This window comes from Cellulomonas sp. GbtcB1, from assembly GCF_019091725.1.
Classification (GTDB): domain Bacteria; phylum Actinomycetota; class Actinomycetes; order Actinomycetales; family Cellulomonadaceae; genus Cellulomonas.
Genome location: NZ_JAGXJG010000024.1, coordinates 1 through 21,096, shown reverse-complemented (window position 1 = coordinate 21,096; position 21,096 = coordinate 1). Strand labels below are relative to the sequence as shown.

Annotated in this window: 20 protein-coding genes; 5 read left to right on the top strand and 15 right to left on the bottom strand. The window is 76.0% G+C overall.

The features are described 5' to 3' along the window. Positions 1–99: 99 nt before the first annotated feature. A complete protein-coding gene (locus tag KVT14_RS10480; RefSeq protein WP_217615612.1) occupies positions 100–1,722 on the top strand; it encodes an endo-1,4-beta-xylanase in 1,623 nt (540 codons plus the stop codon). A gap of 7 nt (positions 1,723–1,729) precedes the next feature. On the opposite strand, the gene KVT14_RS10475 is transcribed toward KVT14_RS10480, so the two are convergent. The 3 genes from KVT14_RS10475 to KVT14_RS10465 all read right to left on the bottom strand — a co-directional run bounded on the left by KVT14_RS10475 (position 1,730) and on the right by KVT14_RS10465 (position 4,774). Further along, positions 1,730–3,367, bottom strand: a complete 1,638-nt coding sequence (locus KVT14_RS10475) for a SpoIIE family protein phosphatase (protein ID WP_217615611.1) — start codon at positions 3,365–3,367, stop codon at positions 1,730–1,732. Between the two features lie 61 nt (positions 3,368–3,428). Continuing rightward, a complete protein-coding gene (locus KVT14_RS10470) occupies positions 3,429–3,809 on the bottom strand; it encodes a VOC family protein (RefSeq protein ID WP_217615610.1) in 381 nt (126 codons plus the stop codon). Between the two features lie 68 nt (positions 3,810–3,877). Then, positions 3,878–4,774: an LLM class F420-dependent oxidoreductase gene (locus KVT14_RS10465; protein WP_217615609.1), complete on the bottom strand. Its 897-nt coding sequence runs from the start codon at positions 4,772–4,774 to the stop codon at positions 3,878–3,880. Between the two features lie 202 nt (positions 4,775–4,976). Here KVT14_RS10465 and KVT14_RS10460 point away from each other — a divergent pair, with 202 nt between their 5' ends. Beyond that, positions 4,977–5,432: a helix-turn-helix domain-containing protein gene (locus KVT14_RS10460; protein WP_217615608.1), complete on the top strand. Its 456-nt coding sequence runs from the start codon at positions 4,977–4,979 to the stop codon at positions 5,430–5,432. Positions 5,433–5,567: 135 nt separating this feature from the next. Here the strand turns inward: KVT14_RS10460 and KVT14_RS10455 are convergent, their stop codons facing one another. From KVT14_RS10455 to KVT14_RS10400, 12 genes are all read right to left on the bottom strand, one after another. Then, on the bottom strand, positions 5,568–6,188 hold the full coding sequence (locus tag KVT14_RS10455) for a ClpP family protease (protein ID WP_217615607.1): 621 nt from the start codon (positions 6,186–6,188) through the stop codon (positions 5,568–5,570). Then, positions 6,188–6,823, bottom strand: coding sequence for a ClpP family protease (locus KVT14_RS10450; RefSeq protein ID WP_217615606.1), 636 nt, complete (start codon positions 6,821–6,823; stop codon positions 6,188–6,190). The genes KVT14_RS10455 and KVT14_RS10450 overlap by 1 nt, the downstream gene beginning before the upstream one ends. Before the next feature lie 107 nt (positions 6,824–6,930). After that, positions 6,931–7,737, bottom strand: coding sequence for a PP2C family serine/threonine-protein phosphatase (locus KVT14_RS10445; protein ID WP_217615605.1), 807 nt, complete (start codon positions 7,735–7,737; stop codon positions 6,931–6,933). A gap of 137 nt (positions 7,738–7,874) precedes the next feature. Then, positions 7,875–9,068, bottom strand: a complete 1,194-nt coding sequence (locus tag KVT14_RS10440; protein ID WP_308161013.1) for an FAD-dependent oxidoreductase — start codon at positions 9,066–9,068, stop codon at positions 7,875–7,877. An 81-nt stretch (positions 9,069–9,149) separates the two neighbouring features. After that, positions 9,150–9,914: a hypothetical protein gene (locus tag KVT14_RS10435; protein ID WP_217615604.1), complete on the bottom strand. Its 765-nt coding sequence runs from the start codon at positions 9,912–9,914 to the stop codon at positions 9,150–9,152. 21 nt (positions 9,915–9,935) lie between these two features. After that, entirely contained in the window at positions 9,936–11,144 is a 1,209-nt protein-coding gene (locus tag KVT14_RS10430) for an amidohydrolase family protein (RefSeq protein ID WP_217615603.1), read from the bottom strand. A gap of 69 nt (positions 11,145–11,213) precedes the next feature. Then, positions 11,214–12,425, bottom strand: a complete 1,212-nt coding sequence (locus KVT14_RS23455) for an alanine racemase (RefSeq protein WP_217615602.1) — start codon at positions 12,423–12,425, stop codon at positions 11,214–11,216. Next, a complete protein-coding gene (locus KVT14_RS10420) occupies positions 12,422–14,041 on the bottom strand; it encodes an amidohydrolase family protein (protein ID WP_217615601.1) in 1,620 nt (539 codons plus the stop codon). The genes KVT14_RS23455 and KVT14_RS10420 overlap by 4 nt, the downstream gene beginning before the upstream one ends. A 5-nt stretch (positions 14,042–14,046) precedes the next feature. Beyond that, the gene (locus KVT14_RS10415; protein ID WP_217615600.1) at positions 14,047–14,838 is read right to left on the bottom strand and encodes an ABC transporter permease; all 792 of its coding nucleotides are present in this window, start codon (positions 14,836–14,838) and stop codon (positions 14,047–14,049) included. Next, complete coding sequence (locus tag KVT14_RS10410) at positions 14,835–15,620, bottom strand: ABC transporter permease subunit (protein WP_308161012.1); 786 nt, start codon at positions 15,618–15,620, stop codon at positions 14,835–14,837. Before KVT14_RS10410 ends, KVT14_RS10415 begins: the two co-directional genes overlap by 4 nt. Continuing rightward, positions 15,617–16,390 carry an ABC transporter ATP-binding protein gene (locus KVT14_RS10405; protein WP_368858783.1) on the bottom strand — a complete coding sequence of 258 codons (774 nt, stop codon included), beginning with the start codon at positions 16,388–16,390 and terminating at the stop codon, positions 15,617–15,619. The genes KVT14_RS10410 and KVT14_RS10405 overlap by 4 nt, the downstream gene beginning before the upstream one ends. Positions 16,391–16,473: 83 nt before the next feature. Further along, the gene (locus tag KVT14_RS10400) at positions 16,474–17,544 is read right to left on the bottom strand and encodes an ABC transporter substrate-binding protein (protein ID WP_217615599.1); all 1,071 of its coding nucleotides are present in this window, start codon (positions 17,542–17,544) and stop codon (positions 16,474–16,476) included. 379 nt (positions 17,545–17,923) lie between these two features. On the opposite strand from KVT14_RS10400, the gene add reads away from it, so the two are divergent. The 3 genes from add to KVT14_RS10385 form a co-directional block, all read left to right on the top strand. Then, complete coding sequence (add, locus tag KVT14_RS10395; protein WP_308161010.1) at positions 17,924–18,943, top strand: adenosine deaminase; 1,020 nt, start codon at positions 17,924–17,926, stop codon at positions 18,941–18,943. Between the two features lie 2 nt (positions 18,944–18,945). Continuing rightward, positions 18,946–19,404, top strand: a complete 459-nt coding sequence (locus KVT14_RS10390) for a PPC domain-containing DNA-binding protein (RefSeq protein WP_217615597.1) — start codon at positions 18,946–18,948, stop codon at positions 19,402–19,404. A gap of 147 nt (positions 19,405–19,551) precedes the next feature. Then, on the top strand, positions 19,552–21,096 hold a 1,545-nt coding region (locus tag KVT14_RS10385; protein ID WP_217615596.1), incomplete at its 3' end, for a glycosyltransferase family 2 protein.

The following is a 21,096-nucleotide window of genomic DNA, read 5'->3' as shown; positions in this document are numbered from 1 at the left end:
CGGCGCGCCGACGCGCGCGCCCACCTGCGGGACTGGCCTCCCGGGCGCCGGCGTGCCTACCGTGGGGCCTCCCCCGATCCCCGGACGAGAGGCACCCGCGTGCGCCGACCCGCCCTGCTGCTCGGCACCGGCGCCGTCGTCCTCGTCCTCGTGCTGCTCGTGGTGGTGCTGCTGGTCCGGGACGACCGCGCCGACGACTCCCCCGCCCCGACCGCGTCCGCGAGCACCCCGCCGGCCGAGGCCATGACCACCGTGCTGTCCAGCAGCTTCGACGAGGGCGACGAGGGCTGGGCCCCGCTCGGCGACGGCGTGCAGGTCGCCGCCGCGCAGGACGTCACGCGCGACGGCGCGGGCAGCCTGCTGGTCACCGGCCGGTCGGAGGCCTGGCACGGCGCGGCCGTCGACCTGTCGGGGTCGGTGGCCCGCGGCCAGGTGCACACCGTCTCGGCCTGGGTCCGGCTCGGCGACGGCGCGCCGGACGCGGACGTGCAGCTCACCCTCGAGCGCGATCCCGGGAGCGAGGACCCCCTCTACCTGCACGTCGCGCGGGCCGCCGCCTCCGCCGGCGACTGGGTCGAGGTGTCCGGCACCGCCCAGGTCCCCGAGGGCGACGGCGAGTGGCGGCTGTACGTCGAGACCACCGAGTCGACCGCAGACCTGCGGCTGGACGACGTCACCGTGCAGCGCCCGACCCCGGAGGTGCAGACCGACGTGACCGCCCTGAAGGACGCGGCGGAGGTGCCGCTGGGCGTCGCGGTCGGGCCGCAGGACCTCACCGGCCGCCCCGCCGAGCTGCTGCTCCGGCACTTCGACCAGCTCACCCCCGAGAACGCCATGAAGCCGGTCACGGTGCAGCCGACGGAAGGCGAGTTCGACTTCGGGCCCATGGACGAGGTGCTGGACTTCGCCGCCGCCCACGGGCTGACGGTGCACGGCCACACGCTGGTCTGGCACCGGTCGACGCCGGACTGGTTCTTCGAGGCCCCGGACGGCCGCCCGCTCACCGGCAGCGCCGAGGACCGCGCGCTGCTGCTCGACCGGCTGCGCACGCACACGCGCGCGGTCGCCGACCACCTGGCCGAGCGGTACGGCGACGCGAGCCCCGTCACGTCCTGGGACGTCGTCAACGAGGCGCTCGACCCGCAGCAGCCGGACGGCCTGCGGCACAGCCGGTGGTACGAGGTGCTCGGCCCGGACTACGTGGCCGAGGCGTTCCGGATCGCCCGGGAGGAGCTGGGCCCGGACGTCGCGCTGTACCTCAACGACTACGACACGGACGCCCCCGACCGCCGCCGCGGCCTGGTGCGGCTCGTGATGGACCTGCAGGCCGCGGGCGCGCCGGTCGACGGCGTCGGGCACCAGATGCACGTCGACCTGGACACCGACGTCGACCGGGTCGCCACGACCCTCGACGCGGTCGCGGCGCTCGGCGTGCGGCAGGCCGTGACCGAGCTGGACGTCGCGATCTCGGGGCGGGACGAGCAGCTGGACCGGACGCCGCCGGACCGGCTGGAGGCCCAGCGGGGGCAGGTGCGCGACCTGACCGCGGCGTTCGCGCAGCGCGACCTGGCGTTCGTCGGCGTCTGGGGCCTGTACGACACCCGGTCGTGGCTGCGGGCCTGGCCCGAGGAGCGGCCGTACGAGGCGCCGCTGCTGTTCGACGACGACCTGCAGGCGAAGCCGGCCTACGAGGGGTTCCTCGAGGGGCTGGGCGCGGGCTGACTCCCCGTCAGGGCAGGTCGTCCGCGGCGACCGCGCCGGCGCGGTAGACCACCAGCGCCACGTCGTCCTCCGCGCCGTGCGGGGCGAGCGCGCGGATCAGGTCGTCGGCCACGGACGCCGTGCGCGCGTCGGCGGGCTGGGCCGCCACCTCCGCCACCAGCCGGTCCAGCCCGGTGCGGAGCGTCTCGCGGCGCCGCTCGATCAGGCCGTCCGTGCACACGACCAGCAGGTCGCCGTCCGTCAGCCGCTCGACGGCCTCCGGGCGCGGGGCGGTCGAGATGCCGAGCGCCGCGCCGCGTCCCCCGACCAGCATCTCCGCCCCGCCCGCGGCCCGGCGCAGCACGGGCGGCAGGTGCCCGGCCGACGAGTGCACGACCGTGTGCTCCACCTCGTCGACGACGCCGCAGAACACCGTGGTGCACTCCGCCCCGGGCAGGGTGCGTGCGAACCGGTCGAGGCCGTCCAGCACGTCGGCGGGGCTCCGGTCCTCGAGCAGCAGGGCGCGGGTGGCGGCGCGCAGCTGGCCCATCCGCGCGGCCGCGTCGAGGCCGTGGCCCACGCAGTCGCCGACGACGAGCGCCCGGCGCCCCGGGCCCAGCTCGACCACGTCGTACCAGTCGCCGCCGACGGCCAGGTCGCCGACCGCGGGCAGGTAGCGGGCGACCACGCCGGCGACGCTGGACCCCTCGGGCACGATCGCGGCCTGCAGCGTGTCGCTGACCTCGCGCAGGTGGTCCACCTCGAGCTGGTGCCGGAGGGTGCCGGCGACCGCCTCGCCGACGGTGCTCGCGACCAGCGCGAGGAACGACCGGTACGCGTCGTCCCACGGCCGCCGGCCGGTGCCGGTCAGCACCATGACGCCGACGGGCGTCGCGTCGACGACCCCCGCGAGCGGGACGACGACCGTGCGACCCCGTTCCTCGGCCGTGCCGGTCCGGGCCACCTGCTCGACGACCTGGTCGGGGACCGTCGAGCCGCGCGAGGCCCCGGCGCTCCCCCGGAGCCGCAGGGCGCCGCCGTCGTCCCGGACGTACAGCGCCGAGGCCAGCACGTCGGGTGCGCCCTCGAGCAGCCCGAGCGTCCGGGACGCCAGCGAGTCCAGGTCGTCGCGCGCCGCGGTGAGGGCCACCGTCAGGTCGCCGAGCAGGCGCATGCGGCGCTGCTCGACCACCCGTTCGGTCGTCTCGGTCGCGATGTCGAGCAGGCCCCGCACCTCGTCCGACGCGTCGCGGATCGGCGAGTACGAGTACGTGAAGTACGTGTCCTCGTCGTAGCCCGAGCGGTGCATGACGAGGTGCTGGTCCACCGTCCAGGTGGGTTCGCCCCGCACCATCACGGCCTCGACCGAGGGCAGCAGGTCGTCCCAGATCTCCTTCCACACCTCGGCCAGCGGGGACCCCATCGCCCCGGGGTGCTTGTCGGAGCCGAGCATCTCCCGGTAGCCGTCGTTGTAGATCATCGTCAGCTCGGGACCCCAGGTGACCAGCACCGGGAACCGCGTGTTGAAGCACATCTCCACGGTCAGCCGCAGCGCGGTCGGCCAGGTGCTCGGCACGCCCAGCGGCGTCGCCGCCCAGTCCACCTCGCGCGCCAGCGCGCCGGTCGCGCTGCCGGCGGTGACGCGGAGGAACCAGGGGGATCGCACGCTGGTGACCCTACGCGCCGCCGTCCCCCGCCGCCGGGTGACGGCGGGCGGTCCGTGCGGGTCAGCCGTCCCGGTAGAGGCAGAACGGGTGGCCGGCCGGGTCCAGCAGCACGCGGCGCGACGGCTGCGGCTGGTGCCCGGCGAGGCGCGCGCCGAGCCGCAGCGCGCCCGCGACCGCCTCCTCCAGGTCCAGCACCTCGACGTCCAGGTGCAGCTGGCGCTGCTGGTCGCCGGGCTCCGCGGGCCACACCGGCGGCCTGTGGTCGGGGCTGCGCTGCACCGCGAGGTAGGCCACGCCGGACGGCGCCGCGACGACCGCGTGGTCCGGGTCGTCGCCGACGACCTGCCAGCCCAGCACCTCCGCGTAGAACGCCGCGAGCGCGCACGGCTCCGGCGCGTCGAGCACCACACCCCACCAGCCGTCGTCGGCCCGCCCCTGCATGCGCCCATCGTGCGGTCAGGTCGGGCCCGGCCGCACGTCGGGAGCGGACCGCGGGCGGCCCGCCCCGCTCAGCGCGCGCCCAGCTCCGCCACCCGCGGCACCGCGGGCGCCACGTGGTCCCGGACCCAGGTCGCCAGCGGCACCTCGGCCGGCGGGCGCAGGATGACCGTCTCCACGCCGAGGTCGGCGTACGGGCGCGCCGCCGCGACGAAGCCGTCGACGTCCCCGGACAGCAGCTGGTCGCCGCCCATCAGCAGCGTCACCCGGATGTCCGCGTAGTCCCGGCCGACGTCGTCGCAGTGCCCGCGCAGCACGTCCAGCTTGCGGCCGACCTCCTCCGGCCCGGTCTCGAACAGGTTGCACGCGTCGCCGTACTGCGCGACGAGCCGCAGGGTCTTGCGCTCCCCCGACCCGCCCACGAGGATCTCGGGGCCGCGGCCGGGCCGGCTGAGCGGCAGCGGGCGGCACAGCGTCTCCGCGAGCCGGTAGTGCTCGCCCTCGAACGGTCCCTCGTCCTCGGGGTCCCACATCTGCCGGCAGATCCGCAGCGTCTCCTCCAGCCGCTCGAACCGCTCCTTCAGCGGCGGGTAGGGCACCCCGAGCGCGACGTGCTCCTTCTCGTACCAGGCGGCGCCGATGCCGAGCGTCGCGCGGCCCTGGGACAGCACGTCCAGGGTCGCGACGATCTTCGCCAGCAGGCCGGGGTGCCGGTAGGTCACGCCCGTGACGAGCGCGCCGAGCTGCACCGTCTCCGTGCGGCCGGCCAGCATGCCGAGCGTCGTGTACGCCTCCAGCATCGGGTCGCTCGCGGGGAAGCCCGCGGGCTCCATCTGGAAGAAGTGGTCCATCACCGACAGCCAGGCCAGACCGGCGTCCTCCGCCGCCTCGGCCGTGTCGGCGAGCTCGGGACCGAGCCGGGCGGGCTCGACCGCGTCGAACCGCATGAGGTGGGCGCCCAGGCGCATGGTGGCTCCTCCGGGGGTCGTTCCGGCGCGCGGACCGCGCCGGCTCCTCGGACGATGCCGCTTGGAGCGCGCTCGAAGTCAAGGGGGCCGGGCGCCCGGGCGGCCGGGGCGGGTCCCGCGACGTCTGCTGAGGGCAGAACGGCGCGCCCGGCCGCGGCGAGGGTCGCGGCGCTAGCGTGGCGGGGACCGAGGAGGTCCGCCCATGCCGCACGTCGCCGCCGCACCGCCCGCCACCCCCGCCACGCCTCGCGGGCGCACGGGGCCCGCTCGGCCCGCCGACCCCGTCGCCGCCCGCCCCGAGCCGCCGCTGCGCGTCCTCGTCGGCGCCGTCCTCCGCCGGCACCGCGAGCGCCAGGGCCGCACCCTGCGCGACGTCGCGGACGCCGCGCGCGTCTCGGTGCCCTACCTCTCCGTGGTCGAGCGCGGCCGCAAGGAGGCCTCCTCCGAGGTGCTGGGCGCCGTCTGCCGGGCGCTGGGGCTGCGGCTGGTCGACCTGGTGGGCGACGCGCACGCCGTCCTGGCCCGCGCGGAGGGCCGGGTGGTCGTCGACCTGGCGGCGGCCCCGGTCGCCGGCGCGACCGACGGCGCGGGCCTCGCCCGGGTCACCCCGCTCCCGACCGGGCAGCCCCCGCGCTCGGCGGTCCTGCTCGCCGCCTGACCCGGGGCCCGCTAACCGTGGGGCCGAGCCTCGAGTGGAGCGTTCTGCCGGACACGCCCGGCGTGTCCCGACGGAACGCTCCACTCGTCTCCACTCCGCCGGGCCGGGCCGGGCCGGACCCGCGTGCCCCCGGGGTCAGGCCGCCGCGGACGGGGCGCGTGGCGGCTTGAGGGTGGTGATCACCGTGTCCGCGATCCCGTACGCCACCGCCTGGTGCGCCGACAGCACGAGGTCCCGGTCGGTGTCGGCCCGCAGCTGCTCGCGCGACCGCCCGGTGTGGGCGGCGAGGATCTCGTCGACCTGCCCGCGCAGCCGGAGGATCTCCGCGGCCTGCAGCTCCAGGTCCGCCGCCGTCCCCTGCGCCCCGCCCGACGGCTGGTGCAGCAGCACCCGCGCGTGCTCGAGCACGTGCCGCTGCCCGGGCGCCCCGGCCGCGAGCAGCACCGCCGCCGCGGACGCCGCCTGCCCGAGGCAGTACGTCGCCACGTCGGGCCGGACGTAGCGCATGGTGTCGTAGATCGCGAGCAGCGCCGTGACGGAGCCGCCCGGCGAGTTCAGGTACAGGTGGATCGGCTGGTCCGGGTCCTCGGACTGCAGGTGCAGCAGCTGGGCGACGACCACGTTCGCCACGCCGTCGTCGATCTCGGTCCCGACGAACACGATCCGGTCGCTCAGCAGCCGGGAGAACACGTCGGACGCGCGCTCGCCGTTCGGCCGCTGCTCGACGACCACCGGCACGGTGTAGGTCCCGGGCATCAGAGGCCCGCCCGCCGCTGCGCCGCGTCCGGGCGGACGTCGTCCAGGTGCTCGACCACGCGGTCCACGAACCCGTAGGCCAGGGCTTCCTCGGCGGTGAACCAGCGGTCCCGGTCGGAGTCGCGCTCGATCGTCTCGACGGTCTGGCCGGTGTGCTCGGCGATCAGCGCCTGCATCGTCCGCTTGGTGTGCGCCAGGTTCTGCGCCTGGATCGCGATGTCGACGGCGGTGCCGCCGATGCCCCCGGACGGCTGGTGCATGAGGACGCGGGCGTGCCGCATGACGTTCCGCTTGCCCGGGGTGCCGGCGCTGAGCAGGAACTGCCCGGCGCTGGCCGCGAGCCCCATCGCGAGCGTCGCGACGTCGTTCGGGATCAGCCGCATCGTGTCGTACATCGCCATGGCGGCCGTGACCGAGCCGCCTGGCGAGTTGATGTACAGCGCGATGTCGCGCCGCGGGTCCTCGGCGGACAGCAGGAGCAGCTGGGCGCAGACGCGGTTGGCGACGGCGTCGTCGACCTCCTGGCCGAGCACGACGATCCGCTGGTGCAGCAGTCGGGCGGCGAGGTCGTCGTCGAACGCGCGGGCGGGCGGGGCCTCGGCGCGGGCGGCGGGCGGGACGGGGACGGGTGACATGCGGGCCTCCTCGGGTGGGCTGGTCCCCGCACGCTCGCACCGCGCACGCCCCCGGCGGCCCCGGGTCTGCCCTGGGCAGACGCCCGTCTGCCGGGAGCAGACGGCGGTCAGCCCGCGGCGGCCGGCAGCCGGTCGTCGGCGGCGGCCCCGGCCAGGCGCGCCTGACCGTCCGCCGGAGCCTGCCCCGCGGCCACGACGTCCGCCACCACGACGGTGACGTTGTCCCACGCGTCGGCGTCCAGGGCCTCGCCGACGAGCGCCTCCGCCACGGCCTCGGGCCCGCCCGGGGTGCCGAGCAGCGCCAGCACCCGCTCCTCCGGCACGTAGTCCGTCAGCCCGTCGGTGGACATCAGCCACCGGTCCCCCGGCCGCGCGTCGACCTCGAGCACCGTGACGTGCGCGGCGTCCTCGGCGTCGCCGGCCAGGCAGTGCAGGATCACGTTGCGCCGCGGGTGGTGCGCCGCCTCGGAGGCGTCGATGACCCCCGCCTCGACGAGCAGCTGCACCAGCGAGTCGTCCCGCGTCACCCGGCGCCCCTCGCCGTCGCGCCACAGGTACGCGCGCGAGTCGCCGATGTGCATCACGCGGACGGCCTCCTCCGCGCAGAACACGCCGGTGAAGGTCGTCGCCATGCCCTCCAGCGACGGGTCCGCGCGCACCCGCTCCGCGAGGTCGGCGTTCGCGGTCGCCACCGCCGCGCGCAGGTCCTCGGCGGTGAACCGGTCCGCGCCGGAGGCCGCCAGCGCCGCCATCAGCCGGTGCGCGACGGTCCAGGACGCGACGTCACCGCCCGCGTGCCCGCCGACCCCGTCCGCGACGAACGCGTACCCCGGCGCGCAGCCGGCCGAGTCCTCGTTGTGCGGCCGGTGCTCGCCCGCGACCGAACGCAGGGCGGCGTCGAGGGTGAGCGGCACTGCGGCACCTCCAGGGGGATCGGGCACCTCGTGACCCCACGATGCCACGTCCGGGCGCACGTGCGCAGCCGGGTGCGCGCGGACGCGGCTCCCGGCCGCGCCACCCGGGTGCCAGCACCCCGCGGGCCCCGCCGGCGTCAGCCGATCAGCCCGCGCAGCGCCTCCGGCCGGACGTCGGTCTGCCCGGCGATCACCTCGCGCGCGCGATCGGTCGCGTCCCACACGTCCCACAGCAGCACGCCCACCACCCGGCCGCCGTCGAGGTAGTAGACGACGCCCGCGCCGAGGTCGTCGCCGTGCCAGTCCTCGACGGTCTCGAGCGACGCGTCCAGCCGGCCGACCGCCTCGTAGCCGAGCTCGAACAGGTCGGAGTAGAAGAACGGGGTGTGGTCGTACGGTTCGTCGGCGCCCGCCAGGTTGCGGCCCGCCTGCCGGCCCATCGTGGTGGCGTTGTCCACGTGCTCGACGCGGCGGCGGCCCAGGAGGCGGTCCGGGTACTGGGCGACGTCGCCGGCGGCCCACACGTGCGGGTCGGACGTCCGCAGCCGGTCGTCCACCACCACGCCGTCGTCGACCTCCAGGCCCGCGGCGCGCGCGAGGTCGGTCTCGATCTCCAGGCCGGCGCCGACGACCACGCCGTCCGCCGCCAGCGTGCGCCCGTCGTCCAGGGTGACGACCACCCCGTCCGGCCCGGACTCCGTCGAGGAGACCTTCGCGCCGCGCAGCAGCGTCACGCCCGCGTCGGCGTACCGGCGCTCGACCTTCCGCGCCAGCGCGGCCGGGAACGTCGAGCCCGTGAGCACGTCCTGGGTGAACACCAGCGTGACCCGGGTGTCGTTCTGCACCAGGGCCGCGGCGAGCTCGGTGCCGATGTAGCCGCCGCCGACCACGACGACGTGCCGGCCGCCGCCGGCGAGGTCGCGCAGCCGCTCGTAGTCGCGCACGGTGCGGAAGTAGATGACGCGGCCGGAGTCCTCGACGCCCGGCAGCCGGCGCGGGTGCCCGCTGGTCGCGAGCAGCAGCGCGCCGTAGCCGACCGTGACGTCGGCGTCCGTCGTCACGGTGCGCGCCGCGGTGTCGACAGCGACCACCGCCTCGCCGAGCAGCAGCTCCGCGCCGGTCTCCTCCGCGGTCGGCAGCCACACCTGGTCGAACGCGAACTCCGGGTCGGTCCAGAGCTTCTTGGTCAGGGCGGGCCGGGTCACCGGCGCGGTCGGCTCGCGGCCGATCACCAGGATCGTCCCGCCCGGGTCGACCTCGCGGATCCCGTGCGCCGCGGCGTCGCCCGCCATCCCGGCCCCGACGACGACGTAGTCGTAGCTGTCCCGCACCGTGCCTCCCGAAGGTCGCGTCCTCGCGGCCCAGCCTGGCGCGGCCGGTCGCAGGACGCCACCCTCGGGCGCGCCCGGGCCTCACGGCAGCGGCGTGACCGTCCACGTCCCGTTGGTGCTCAGCGCCACGACGCCGGGCAGCGCCACGTCCGCCGTCTCGCTCAGCGCCTCGTCCCCGCCGAGCACCAGCGACGCCGGGCCGGTGGCGGGGTCGACGTCGACCGCCGACACGACCCGGGCCAGCAGCGAGTCGTCCGGCCCCGCCGGGGTGTAGTCGATCCGGGCGCCGCTCGCGGTGTCGCCGAGCAGCAGCACCGCGGCGCCGGTCCCCTGCTGCGGCCCGGTCAGCACCGGAAGCTCGTTCCAGCTCGAGAACGTGAGCGTCCAGGGGCCGACCGCGTCCAGCAGGAAGCCCTGCTTGGCGTCCGTGCCCTCGAGCACGTCGACCAGGTACGTCCCGGTGAGCGGCGCCGGGCCCGCGCCCCAGGGCGACATGCGGCCGTCGGAGGTGAGCACGACGTCGCCGGTGCAGGCGGCGCAGTCGAGCTGCGCCACGACGCCGAAGTCGCCGTCCCGGACGACGGCGATCCGCGCCGGCCCCTCGCCGGAGACGGTGACCGGCGCGCCCTCCGCCACGGTGCCGGCGTTGAGCAGCGGGCGTTCGGGCCCCGTCGACGGCGTGGGGCTGGGCGCGGGCGCCGGGGTCGCGCTCGGGGCGGGCGCCGCCGACGTGGCGGCCTCCGGCCCGGGCTCCGGCCCGCCCGACGTCCCGCACCCCGCGAGAAGCAGGAGCGGCAGGGCGAGGAGGGCGACGGCGCGCGTGCGGGCGCCGGGTCGGATCGGCATGCGCGCCATCCTGCCCGGGGCTCAGTCCGGCAGCGCGCCGGCGACGACCCGCCCGCGCGACACCACGGCCACGATGTTCTCCACCCGCAGCGCGTCGACGTCCTCCCACGGGCGACCGCGCAGCACGACGAAGTCGCTGCCGAGCCCCGGGCGGAGCCGGCCCGTGACCGACCCCAGCCGAATCGCGTCGGCCGCGTCCGAGGTGGCGGCGGCGAGCGCCCGCGCGGGCGTCCAGCCGAACATCGCCGCCATCGTGCGGACCTCCTCCATCTGGTCCCCGAAGCCGACGAACTGCCCCGAGGCGTCCGTGCCGAGCACGAACCGCACCCCCGCCTCCGCGGCGCGGGCGAACCCGGCGTCCCGCAGCGCGACGACGTCGCGGGCCTTGGCCTGCGCCTCCGCGGACACCGGCCGGCGGGCCTCCGCGATGATGTCGTTGATCAGCAGCGTCGGCGCGACCGGCAGGTCCCGCTCGACCAGCGCGGCGAGGTGGTGCTCGGCGATCGCGGTGCCGTGCTCGATCGAGTCGACGCCCTCGGCGAGCGCGATGTCGAGCCCCTCCACCGAGTGCGTGTGCGCGGCGACCAGCAGGCCGAGGGCGTGCGCCTCGTCCACCGTGGTGCGGATCTCTTCGGTGGTCTGGTTGCGCCAGCCGACCTTGTCCCCCATCGAGAGCACGCCGCCGGAGGTGTAGATCTTCACGCCCGCGGCGCCCGACCGGGCCCAGACGCGGACCAGCTTGCGGCACTCGTCGGGGCTGTCGGCGGTCGGCGGCCGGTGCGGGTAGTGCGGCGGCACGAACAGGTCGCCGTGGCCGGCGGTCATGCCGACCTGGCCGTGCGACAGCAGGCGCGGCCCCGTCAGGACGCCCGCGTCGAACGCGCGGCCCACGGCGAGCTGGATCGAGTCCGCGGCCAGGTCGCGCAGCGTGGTGACACCCGCGCGGGCGCAGCGCAGCGCGTTCGCTGCGACGTGCAGCGACCGCTCCTCCGGCGGGGTGAGGATCGGCCACGCCGACGGGTCCTTCGCGGGCGCGCCCGCCGGGTAGCCGAGGTGCACGTGCGTGTCCACGAGCCCCGGGACCACGCTGAGGTCCGCGTGCCGGGCCGGCGCCTCCTCCACCGCGAGGATCTCGTCGCCGGACCAGGTCAGCCGGGCCGGGCCGACCTCGCGCTCGCCGTCCCAGAGCGGGAGGCCGTCGAGGACGTTCTCGTGGGTGCTGTCGGTCATGGCGGGTCCTTCGCGGGTGGTGCGGGCCGGGGAGGTCCCCGGCGGGGGGCGGGCGGGCGCGCGGGCGCCCTAGAGGCGGGGCGTGATCTCGCCGACGACGCGGTCCTCGGCGTCGACCAGCGGGAGGTGCCGCCACCGGTCGAACGCGCCGCAGGGGTGGCTGATCCCCAGCCGGAGCACGGTACCCGGCGCGACGCGGGTGCCCGGCGGGACGCGGAGGAAGGCGTGGTGGTCGTTGACGCCGGTGACCTGCCACTCGGCCACGTCGGACGCGTCGGGCGCGTCGGCCGCGACCCCCGCGACCCCCAGCACCACCGGCAGCCGGTCGTCGGTCGGCGCCTCTCGCCGCCCGAACCCGGCGATCACCAGCCCGTCCTCCGGGGCCGACAGCACGCTCGCGCGCAGCTCGAACGCGGGCCGCAGGGTCGCGGACCCCCGGTCGGCGCCGAGCGGCGACGTGCGCCGGTAGACGCCGTGGTCGTGCGTCACGTAGCAGCCGGACCGCAGCACGGTCGTGACCGGCCGGTCCCACATCGCCGGGCCGAGCTCGCGCGCGACCAGGTCGAAGTACGAGGAGCCGCCGGCCGTGACCACGGGCACGCCGGCGACGAGGCCGGCCTCGGTGATCGCGGTGACCAGGGCCCGGACCCGCGCCAGCAGGTCGGCGGCCCCGGGCGGGGCGCCGGGGTCGTCGCCGACCGGCATCAGGCCCTCGAACGCGGAGACGCCCGCGAGCCGGACGCGCTCGGCGCCCGCCACCCGGCCGGCCAGCGCCAGCGCGGCGACGTCGTCCCGCACGCCCGTGCGGCCGCCGCGGAACCCGAGCTCCAGCAGCAGCGGCAGCGGCCGGTCGGGCCGGAGCCGGTCGAGCTCGGCCAGCAGCAGGTCCAGGCCGGCGTCGCTGTCGACGTAACAGAGGTACTCGGTCGCGGAGCCGGCCGCGAGCAGATGCTCGGCGACCCAGGCGATCGACCCGCGGTCGACCAGGACGTTCGCGTGCAGCACGCGGCCGACGCCCCAGCCGGCGAGCGTGCGGACCTGCGCGGGCGTCGCGGCGGTGAACCCCCACGCCCCCGCGGCCGTCTGCCGGCGGACCAGGTCGCGGGACATGTGCGTCTTGGCGTGCGGGGCGAGCTGCACGCCGGCGGCGCGGCACCAGTCGGCCATCGCCCGGACGTTGTGCTCGATCGCGTCGTCGCGCAGCAGCATGGCGGGCAGCTCGAGGTCCGCGGCGGCCACGGCGGCGGTCGCCCCGGACCCGGCCGCGTGCCGGCCGCTCACGCGCCGGCTCCCGTGGCGGCCGACCGGCCGACGGGCTCGGGCCGGCCCGCCCGCAGCACCCGCCCCGCGCGCACGCCGGTGAACTCCCCGCCGTCGACGACCACGGTCCCGGCGAGCACCGTGTACGCGATGCCGGAGGGCCGCTCCCACGGCCGCTGCGGCGTCCCGGGGTGCCCCACGGTGGCGGGGTCGAAGACGGCCACGTCCGCGATCGCGCCCGGCACGAGCCGGCCGCGGTCGGGCAGCCCGAGCGCGTCGGCGGTCAGCGAGGTCATCTTCCGGACCGCCTCCGCGAGCTCGAGGACGCCGAGGTCCCGGACGTACCGGCCGAGCACCGTCGGGAAGCAGCCCCAGCCGCGCTGGTGCGCGTTGCCGACCGGCACCGAGTTGTCCGAGCCGATCGCGATGAGCGGGTCGGCGAGGATCGCGCGCACGTCGTCCTCGGCCATGAGCTCGTAGACCATCATCGCGCCGGGGTCGGCGAGCACGAGGTCGCACAGCGCGTCCCAGGCGTCGAGGCCGCGCTCGGCGGCGACGTCGGCGACGCTCCGGCCGAGCAGCCCCGCGTCGGTGTGCATCGACAGCAGCACGCCCGCGGGGGTCGTCTGGGTCCAGGACCCGGAGCCGGGGCCGCCGGCCAGGGCGCGCTCGAGCAGGGCCGTGCGGGTGGCCGGGTCGGACAGCCGGCGCACGAGCTCCGCGCGCCCGCCGACCTGCGCCTCGGCCGGGAGCAGCGCGGTGAGGAAGCTCTCCCCCGTCGTGTACGGGTACGCGTCGCCGTGCGCGTCGACGCCCTGGGCCCGCGCGGCCCGGAGCGCCGTGAGCAGCTCGCCCGCGCGCCCGTGGTTCCGGCGGCCGGCGGCCTTGCAGTGCGAGACCTGCACCCGGACGCCGGTGCGCCGGGCGACCTCGAACGTCTCGGCCAGCGAGTCCGCCAGGCCGTCGCCCTCGTCGCGCATGTGCGTGGCGTACGGCCGGCCCCAGCGGGCGGCGACCGCGGCGAGGGCGGCGACCTCGTCGGTGTCCGCGTACACGCCCGGCGCGTAGATCAGGCCGGTCGAGAACCCGAACGCGCCGTCGGCGAACGCCTGGTCCGCGAGCTCCGCCATCCGGTCCAGCGCGCCCGGCGCGAGCGCCTCGGCCATGCCGTTCGCGCTGATCCGCAGCGTGTGGTGCCCGACCAGCGACGCGACGTGCGTCGTCGGGCCGTGCTCCTCGACGGCGTCCAGGTACCCGGCGAACGTGCGCGGCCACGAGGACACCCCGGCGGCGACGGTCGACGAGATCGGCCGGTGCAGCTCCACCGCGCGGTCGTCGACCAGCGGGGCCGCCGAGTTGCCGCAGTTGCCGACCACCTCGGTGGTGACGCCCTGGAGCACCTTGAACGGCTGGGCCTCGGCCATGAACGGCACGACGTCCGAGTGGGTGTGCGCGTCGATGAACCCGGGCGCGACGACCAGGCCGGCGGCGTCGACCACCCGCGCGCCGGCGGGCGCCGAGGCGGCGAGGCCCGGGCCGACCGCCGCGACCCGGTCGCCGGCCACGAGCACGTCCGCCTCCACGGGGGCGGCGCCGGTGCCGTCGACGACGGTCCCGCCGCGCAGGACGAGCGTCACGCCGGTCACGTCAGCTGCCCGATCCGCTCCTGCACCAGCGTGTCCACGATGCTCAGCACCGCGTACGCCAGCATCGTCACCGCGGCGACCGTGATCGCCGAGGCCCACATCGCGTCGTAGCCGAACGACCCCGCGGCCTTGGAGATCGCGCCGCCCAGGCCCTGGCCGGTCGACAGCCACTCGGCGATCATCGCGCCGGTCACGGCGGACGGGACGGCGATCCGCGCGGAGGCCAGCGTCGACGGCACGGCCGCCGGCAGGGCCACCTTGCGCAGCACCGTCCACGACGAGCCGCCGTACGCGAGCACCAAGTCCCGGTGCTCCCCGGACACGCTCCGCAGCCCGTAGAGGATGTTCGCCAGCGCGGGCAGGAACACCACGAGGATGACGATCGCCGTCACGCCCGCCTGGCCGATGCCGAAGATCAGCGTGATCAGCGGCGTCAGCACGACGAGCGGGATCGACCGCAGCACCATCGCGGTCGGCATGACGATCCGCTCCAGCACCGGCGACACGCAGAACACCACGGCGAGCAGGAACGCCGCGGCGAGGCCGACGACGTACCCGATGCCGGCGTCCCGGACCGTGACCGCGAGGTCGGCGGCGATGGTCGCGCGGTGGTCGGCGGCGCCCTCGGCGGTGACGACGTAGTCGAACACGTCCCAGGGGCGCTTGCCGATGAGCGGGCTGACGTCGAACACCTCGAGCACCGCCACCCACAGGGCGAGGGCCACGACCACGGCGGCCGCGAGGGTGCCGACCCGGCGGGCGACGAACCGCCCCGTCCCGCCGCTCATCCGCGCTTCTCCTTCGCCCAGGGGGTGAGGACCCGCCCGACCAGGCCGACGAGCGCGTAGCCGCCGAGCGCGATCAGACCGGCCAGGATGCTCAGCGCCCACACGCGGTCGGGCTGGATCTGGCGCTGCGCCGCGTTGAGCGCCACGCCGATGCCCGCGTCGATGCCGCCGAGGTACTCCCCGACGACGGCGCCGAGCAGCGCTGCCGGGACCGCCACCTGCAGGGCGGTGACGATCGCCGGCAGCGCCGACATGAGCTGGACCTTGCGGATCTGCGTCCACCGGCCGCCGCCGTACGCGGCGACGAGGTCCAGCGAGCTGCGGCTCGCCGAGCGCATCCCGAGGATGGCGCCGACGAGCGTGGTGAAGAAGACGAGCAGCGCGCCGAGGAAGATCGCCGAGGCGCGGCCGCCGAAGATGACCATCACGATCGGGCCGATCGCGGTGACGGGCAGGCAGGCCGAGATGACGCCGACCTGGGTGATCACGTCCTCCAGGCGCGGCACCACGAGCACGACCGCGGCCAGCGCCAGGCCGGCGAGGTTGCCCCACAGGTAGCCCTGCGCGGCACGCGTCAGGGTCGGGACGACGTTGGCCTCGTAGAACGGCCAGCCGTCCGCGACCGCGGAGCGGGCCACGTCGACCGGGGACGGGAACGACGTGCTGTTCTCCAGGCCGACGGTCATCGCCCACCACAGGGCGATCAGCAGCACGATGCCGACGGTGCCGCCGACCCACGGGCGGGCCAGGGCGCCGCGGAACCGCGCGAGGGCGACGCTCACTCCGTGCCCCTGCCGGCGGCGGCGCCACCCGGGGAGAACAGCAGCCCCGACAGGTGGTCGACCACCTCGTGGAACTCCGGGGTCCGCATCATCTCGGGCGTGCGCGGGCGCTCGAACGGGATCTCGACGACCTCGACGATCCGGCCCGGGCGCGCGGACATCACGGCCACGTAGTCCGACAGCAGCGCCGCCTCGGCGATGCCGTGCGTGACCATGAGCGTCGTCGCGGACCGCTCGGTCCAGATCCGCTGCAGCTCGAAGTTCAGCCGCTGCCGGGTCATGTCGTCGAGGGCGCCGAACGGCTCGTCCAGCAGCAGGAAGTCCGGCCGCACCGCGAGGGCCCGGGCGATGGACGCGCGCTGCCGCATGCCGCCGGACAGGTGCGCCGGGCGGGCCTTCTCGAAGCCCGTGAGGCCGACGAGCTCGATCAGCTCGTCGACGATCCCGTCGTCCTTCCGCTTCTGGATCTCCAGGGGCAGCCGGATGTTCTTCTGCACCGAGCGCCAGGGCAGCAGGGCCGGGTCCTGGAACGCGATGCCCATGCCGTCGGCGCGCTTCCCGGTCGCGACGGGCGTGCCGTTCACGGCGACCGTGCCCGACGACGGCGTCTCGAGGCCCGCGAGGATGCGCAGGATCGTCGACTTCCCGCACCCCGACGGGCCGAGCAGCGACAGGAACGAGCCGCGCGGGGTGGACAGGCTCACGTCCTCCAGCGCGGTCACGGACCGGCGGCCGGAGCGGAACTCCTTGCCCAGGCCGGCGATCTCGATGCCCGGGGCCGGGGACGTGGGCACGCCCGCCCCCGCGGCCGAGAGGGTCGGCAGCACGGGGGCGGGCGTGGACTGGGGGTCGGTCACGAGAGCAGGTCCGGGTTCTCGGCGTAGACCTCGTCGAGGAGCGAGAGGTCGAACAGCTCGTCGGCCGTGATGTCGACGCCGGCGTAGCCGAGAGAGGCGATGGTGCCCTCCTGCAGCTCGTCGCTGACGGTGAGCAGGCCGTTCGTCGCGGTCTCGTCCGACTCGATCAGCGTCGCCTGGCGGTCGAACGACAGCGTGATCGCGTCGGCGTCGTACTGCTGCTCCTTGCCGTACGTGTTCACGGTGAGGTCGACGGCGCGCTCCGGGTCGTCCAGCGCCGCGCGCCAGCCCTCGGCCGTGGCGAGCAGGAACGCCTTGACCTCCTCGGGGCGCTCGTCGATGGCCTCCTGGGAGGTGACCAGCACCTCGCCGACCATCGGCAGGCCGTTCTCGGCGAGCAGGAACTCGGTGGCGTCGAAGCCCGCCGCGGTCAGCGCGGCGGCGCCGGTCGTGGTGTAGCCGATGAAGCCGTCCACCTGGCCGGTGGTGAGCATCGAGGTGTCGGACAGCGGCACCGTCGTGACCTCGGAGGCGTCGATCTCGTTGGCGGCGAGGAACGCGTTCCACACCAGCGTGTTCGAGTCGGAGACCGCGATCGTCTTGCCGGCCAGGTCGTCCGGGCCCTCGATCGGCGCGGACGTGGCCGACACCAGCGCGAACGGGTTCTGCTGGTACGTCGCGCCGACGATCTTCAGGGCGGCGCCGCTCTGGATCGCCGGGGCGGTGATCAGCGGGGAGGACAGGCCGACGAAGGCCTGGCCGGAGGCGACGGCCGCCTCGGCGGAGGTCGCCGACGAGCCGCCCGCGGTCAGCGTGACGTCCGCGAACCCGGCGTCCGTGTACAGGCCGTCCTCCACCGCGAGGTACTCGCCGGCGAACTGCTGGTTCTTCAGCCAGGACAGCTGGACGCTCACCGCGTCGAACGACTCGGCGGCGCCGGACGCGTCGCCGGACGAGCCGGCGGTGTCGTCCGAGGAGCAGGCGGAGAGCAGGAGGCCGGCGGCGGCCACGGCGGCGGCCAGGCCGGCGATCCGGCGCCGGGGGCGCGCGGTGAAGGAGCGGGTCACGTCAACCTCGATCACGTCGTGCGGCGCCCGCGGCTACGGGCGGCCGCGGTGCCAGGGGGAGGGTCGCGCCGGGCGACCCGGCGACTGCACCCATTCGACAGGCCCGGGCTCGGCCGTCGCCATGTGGGATCCTCCGAACTCGACCCACCCCGGCGGTGCGGTCCGTTGTGCGACCCACCGAGCGCGTCACGTGCGCGTCACACGACGAGGGCGTGCGGCCGCGCACCCGGCGGATCGCCCAGCCCCTCGCCCCGGGACCGCCGCCGGTCGTTGGTGGATCGCACGAGGCCGCAGGCCACGGCCCTGTGGTTGGCTTCCCGGCAAGCGTGGACGACACCTCCGCGACGACCGACGAACGACGAACGACCGGGAGCAGGACGTGTGGCCGACGGCTGAACTGCACGTGCACATCGAGGGCACGCTGGACGCCGACCTCATCCGCGTGCTGGCGGACCGCAACGGGCTGCCCGTCCCCGCGGGCGCCGGGCGGGGCGCGCCGTTCCGCGACCTGCAGGAGTTCCTCGACGTCTACTACGCGAACCTCGACGTGCTGCGCACCCGCCAGGACTTCCAGGACCTCGGCGCCCGCTACCTGGCCCGCGCCGCCGCGGCCGGCGTCCGGCACGCCGAGATCTTCGTCGACCCGCAGTCGCACACCGAGCGCGGCGTCCCGGTCGAGGACGTGCTGCTCGGGCTGTCCGCGGCGCTCGCCGACGCCCGCGCGGTCCACGGCATGTCGGGCGGGCTGATCGTCTGCTTCCTGCGGCACCTCGGCCCCGAGGCGGCGATGGCGACGCTCGAGGCCGTGCTCCCCCACCGGTCGCTGCTGCTCGCGGTCGGCCTGGACTCCAGCGAGGTCGGCTTCCCGCCGTCGCTGTTCCGCGACGTCTTCGAGCGCGCCGCCGCCGAGGGCCTGCGCCGCGTCGCGCACGCCGGCGAGGAGGGCGGGCCGGACTACGTGTGGGAGGCCCTGGACATCCTGGGCGCGGAGCGGATCGACCACGGCAACCGCGCGCTGGAGGACGTCGAGCTCGTCGCCCACCTGCGCGCCACCCGCACCCCGCTGACCGTGTGCCCGCTGTCCAACCTCGCGCTGCGCACCGCCGGGCCCGACCTGGCGGACCACCCGATCGCGGTCATGCTCGACGAGGGCCTGCGCGCGTCGGTGCACTCGGACGACCCCGCCTACTTCGGCGGGTACCTGGACGACAACGTGCGCGCGCTGGTCGCCGCCGGGAACGTCACCGAGGACCAGGTCGGCGTGCTCGCCGCCAACGCGGTGGCGTCGTCGTTCCTGCCCGACGCCGGCAAGGCCGCGCTGCTCGCCGAGATCTGCGCGCACGCGGAGCGGATCGGCGCCGCCGTGCCCGCGCTCGCCCTCGACCCCGCGGAGGTCTGAGCGTGCGGAGCACCGAGGTGACCACCGGCCGGCGCGTGGCGGTCGTGCTGGAGCCCGGCGACGAGGTGCTGGCGGCGCTGACGGAGGCGTGCCGGGAGCACGGCATCCGGCAGGGCTTCGTCCCCGTGTTCTCCGGGGCGTTCCGCACCGCGCGGTTCATCGCGGCCGACGTGCCGGTCGACGATCAGGAGCCGCCGCTCCCCCACGAGGTCACCGTGACCTACACCGAGGGCATCGGCAGCGGCACCATCCTGTGGGACGCCGAGACCGGCACCCCCACGCCGCACCTGCACCTGGCCGTCGGCGTGAAGAACGCCGCCGCCGCGGGGTTCGCCGGGCACGTGCTGAGCGCCGAGACGCACTACACGGTCGAGGTGCTCGTCGAGGAGGTCGTCGCGCCGGCGCTGCTGCGCGTGCCGGACCCGCGCGCGTACGGCATCCCGACGATGCACTTCGCCTGACGCCGGGGTCCAGGCCCACCTCGGGGGTGCTGGCACCCAGGCCGGGCGGCTCCGGGGGCGTTCACCCGGTCGGGTGGCTCCGCCCGCCCGCGCGCCGGCCGAACAGGTCCGCATGCCCCTGCACGCCCTCGCGCCCGCACTCGTCGCATGACGCGTCTGCTGCCGCCCCTGTCGCCCGTCGGCTGGCTCCTGTTCGGGGCGATGGTGCTCCTCGTCCTCACCTACCTCTACTACTGGTCGACGGTCGTCCGCGCCACGGCGCACGGGCACGTCTCGCGGGCGCGGCTCACCGACTCCGACCTGCGCCTCTCGCGGGCCTGCGCGCAGGACGCGGGGCGCACGCACCGGTTCCTGATCCAGATCACGACCAAGGGCGGCGCGCTGCCGGTCGTCGAGCGCGGGATCGACCAGGTGCTCGAGGGCGTCGCCCGGTACCCGGCGCTGCGCCGGGTCGTGCGGGTCGAGGTCGTCACCGAGGACGCCCGCGAGGTCGCCGCCCTCGCGCACCGGTACCGCGACGCGGCCGTGCCCGTCCGGCCGTTCCTGCTGCCGCCCGACTACGCGACGCCGAAGGGCACCCGGCTCAAGGCGCGCGCGCTCGAGTACATGGTGGAGCAGCACCGGGCGGACCCGGACGACTGCTACGTGGTGCACTTCGACGAGGAGTCGGTGCTCACCCCGGACAACCTCGCCCGCCTCGTGCACCGGCTCACCGACCACCCCGTCGGCATCTCGGAGGGGATGATCTCCTACGGGCTCGACTGGGACCGGGCGACGCTGCTCAACAAGGCGATGGAGTCCAGCCGCCCGTTCGGCTGCCACGAGTGCTACACCGTCATGACCAGCCCGCCGCCGATGCACCTGCACGGCTCCAACCTCGTGATCCGGCAGGACCTGGAGAACGAGATCGGCTGGGACATCGGCACGCTCGACGGCGCCCCGCTCATCGCCGAGGACCTCGTGTTCGGCCTCGGCGCGTACCTGCGGTTCGGCCCGGACGTCTTCGGCTGGCACCACGCGGAGATGGTCGAGCAGCCGCCGTTCAGCCTGAAGGCCGCCTACAAGCAGCGCGAGCGCTGGGTGTTCGGCTCCCTGCAGGCGCTCGCGCACGTGCGGGCGCAGGCCGACTGGTCCCGGCTGTCCCGCCGCGACCGCTGGCACATCGGCGTCGTCATCCGGCTGCGGGTGCTCACCTACGCGCTCGGGTTCGCGGTGTCGCTGCTCGCGCTCGGCTCGAACGCGGTGGTGCTCGGGGTCCTGGCGACGCGGGCCCTCGCGGGCGACGCGGTCGGCGTCGCGGCACCGGAGCTGTCGGTCTACGGCGTGGTCACCGGCGCCGGGCTGCTGATGTGGCTGGGCAGCAACCAGCTGGGGCTGTTCTACAACCTGCGGTACTCCGGGCTGAGCCGGGCGCAGAAGGCGCGCGACCACGTGCTCGTGCTGCTGGCCACCCCGTTCGCCGGCGTGGTCGACACGGCCGGCCCGCTCGTGGCCGTGCTCAAGTGGGCCGCCGGGATCCGCGAGGTCGCGTGGAAGCCGACGCCGAAGGCGGCGCCGGCGTCGCGCGGCCGCGCCGGGTCGGCGCCGGTGGTGGCGGCGGACGCGCCAGCGGCCCCCGCCGGCACGAATGCCTCGGCCACGCTCGGCTGGAGCGCGGTGATCGTGACGCCGGCCGTGGACGCGAGGTCGTTG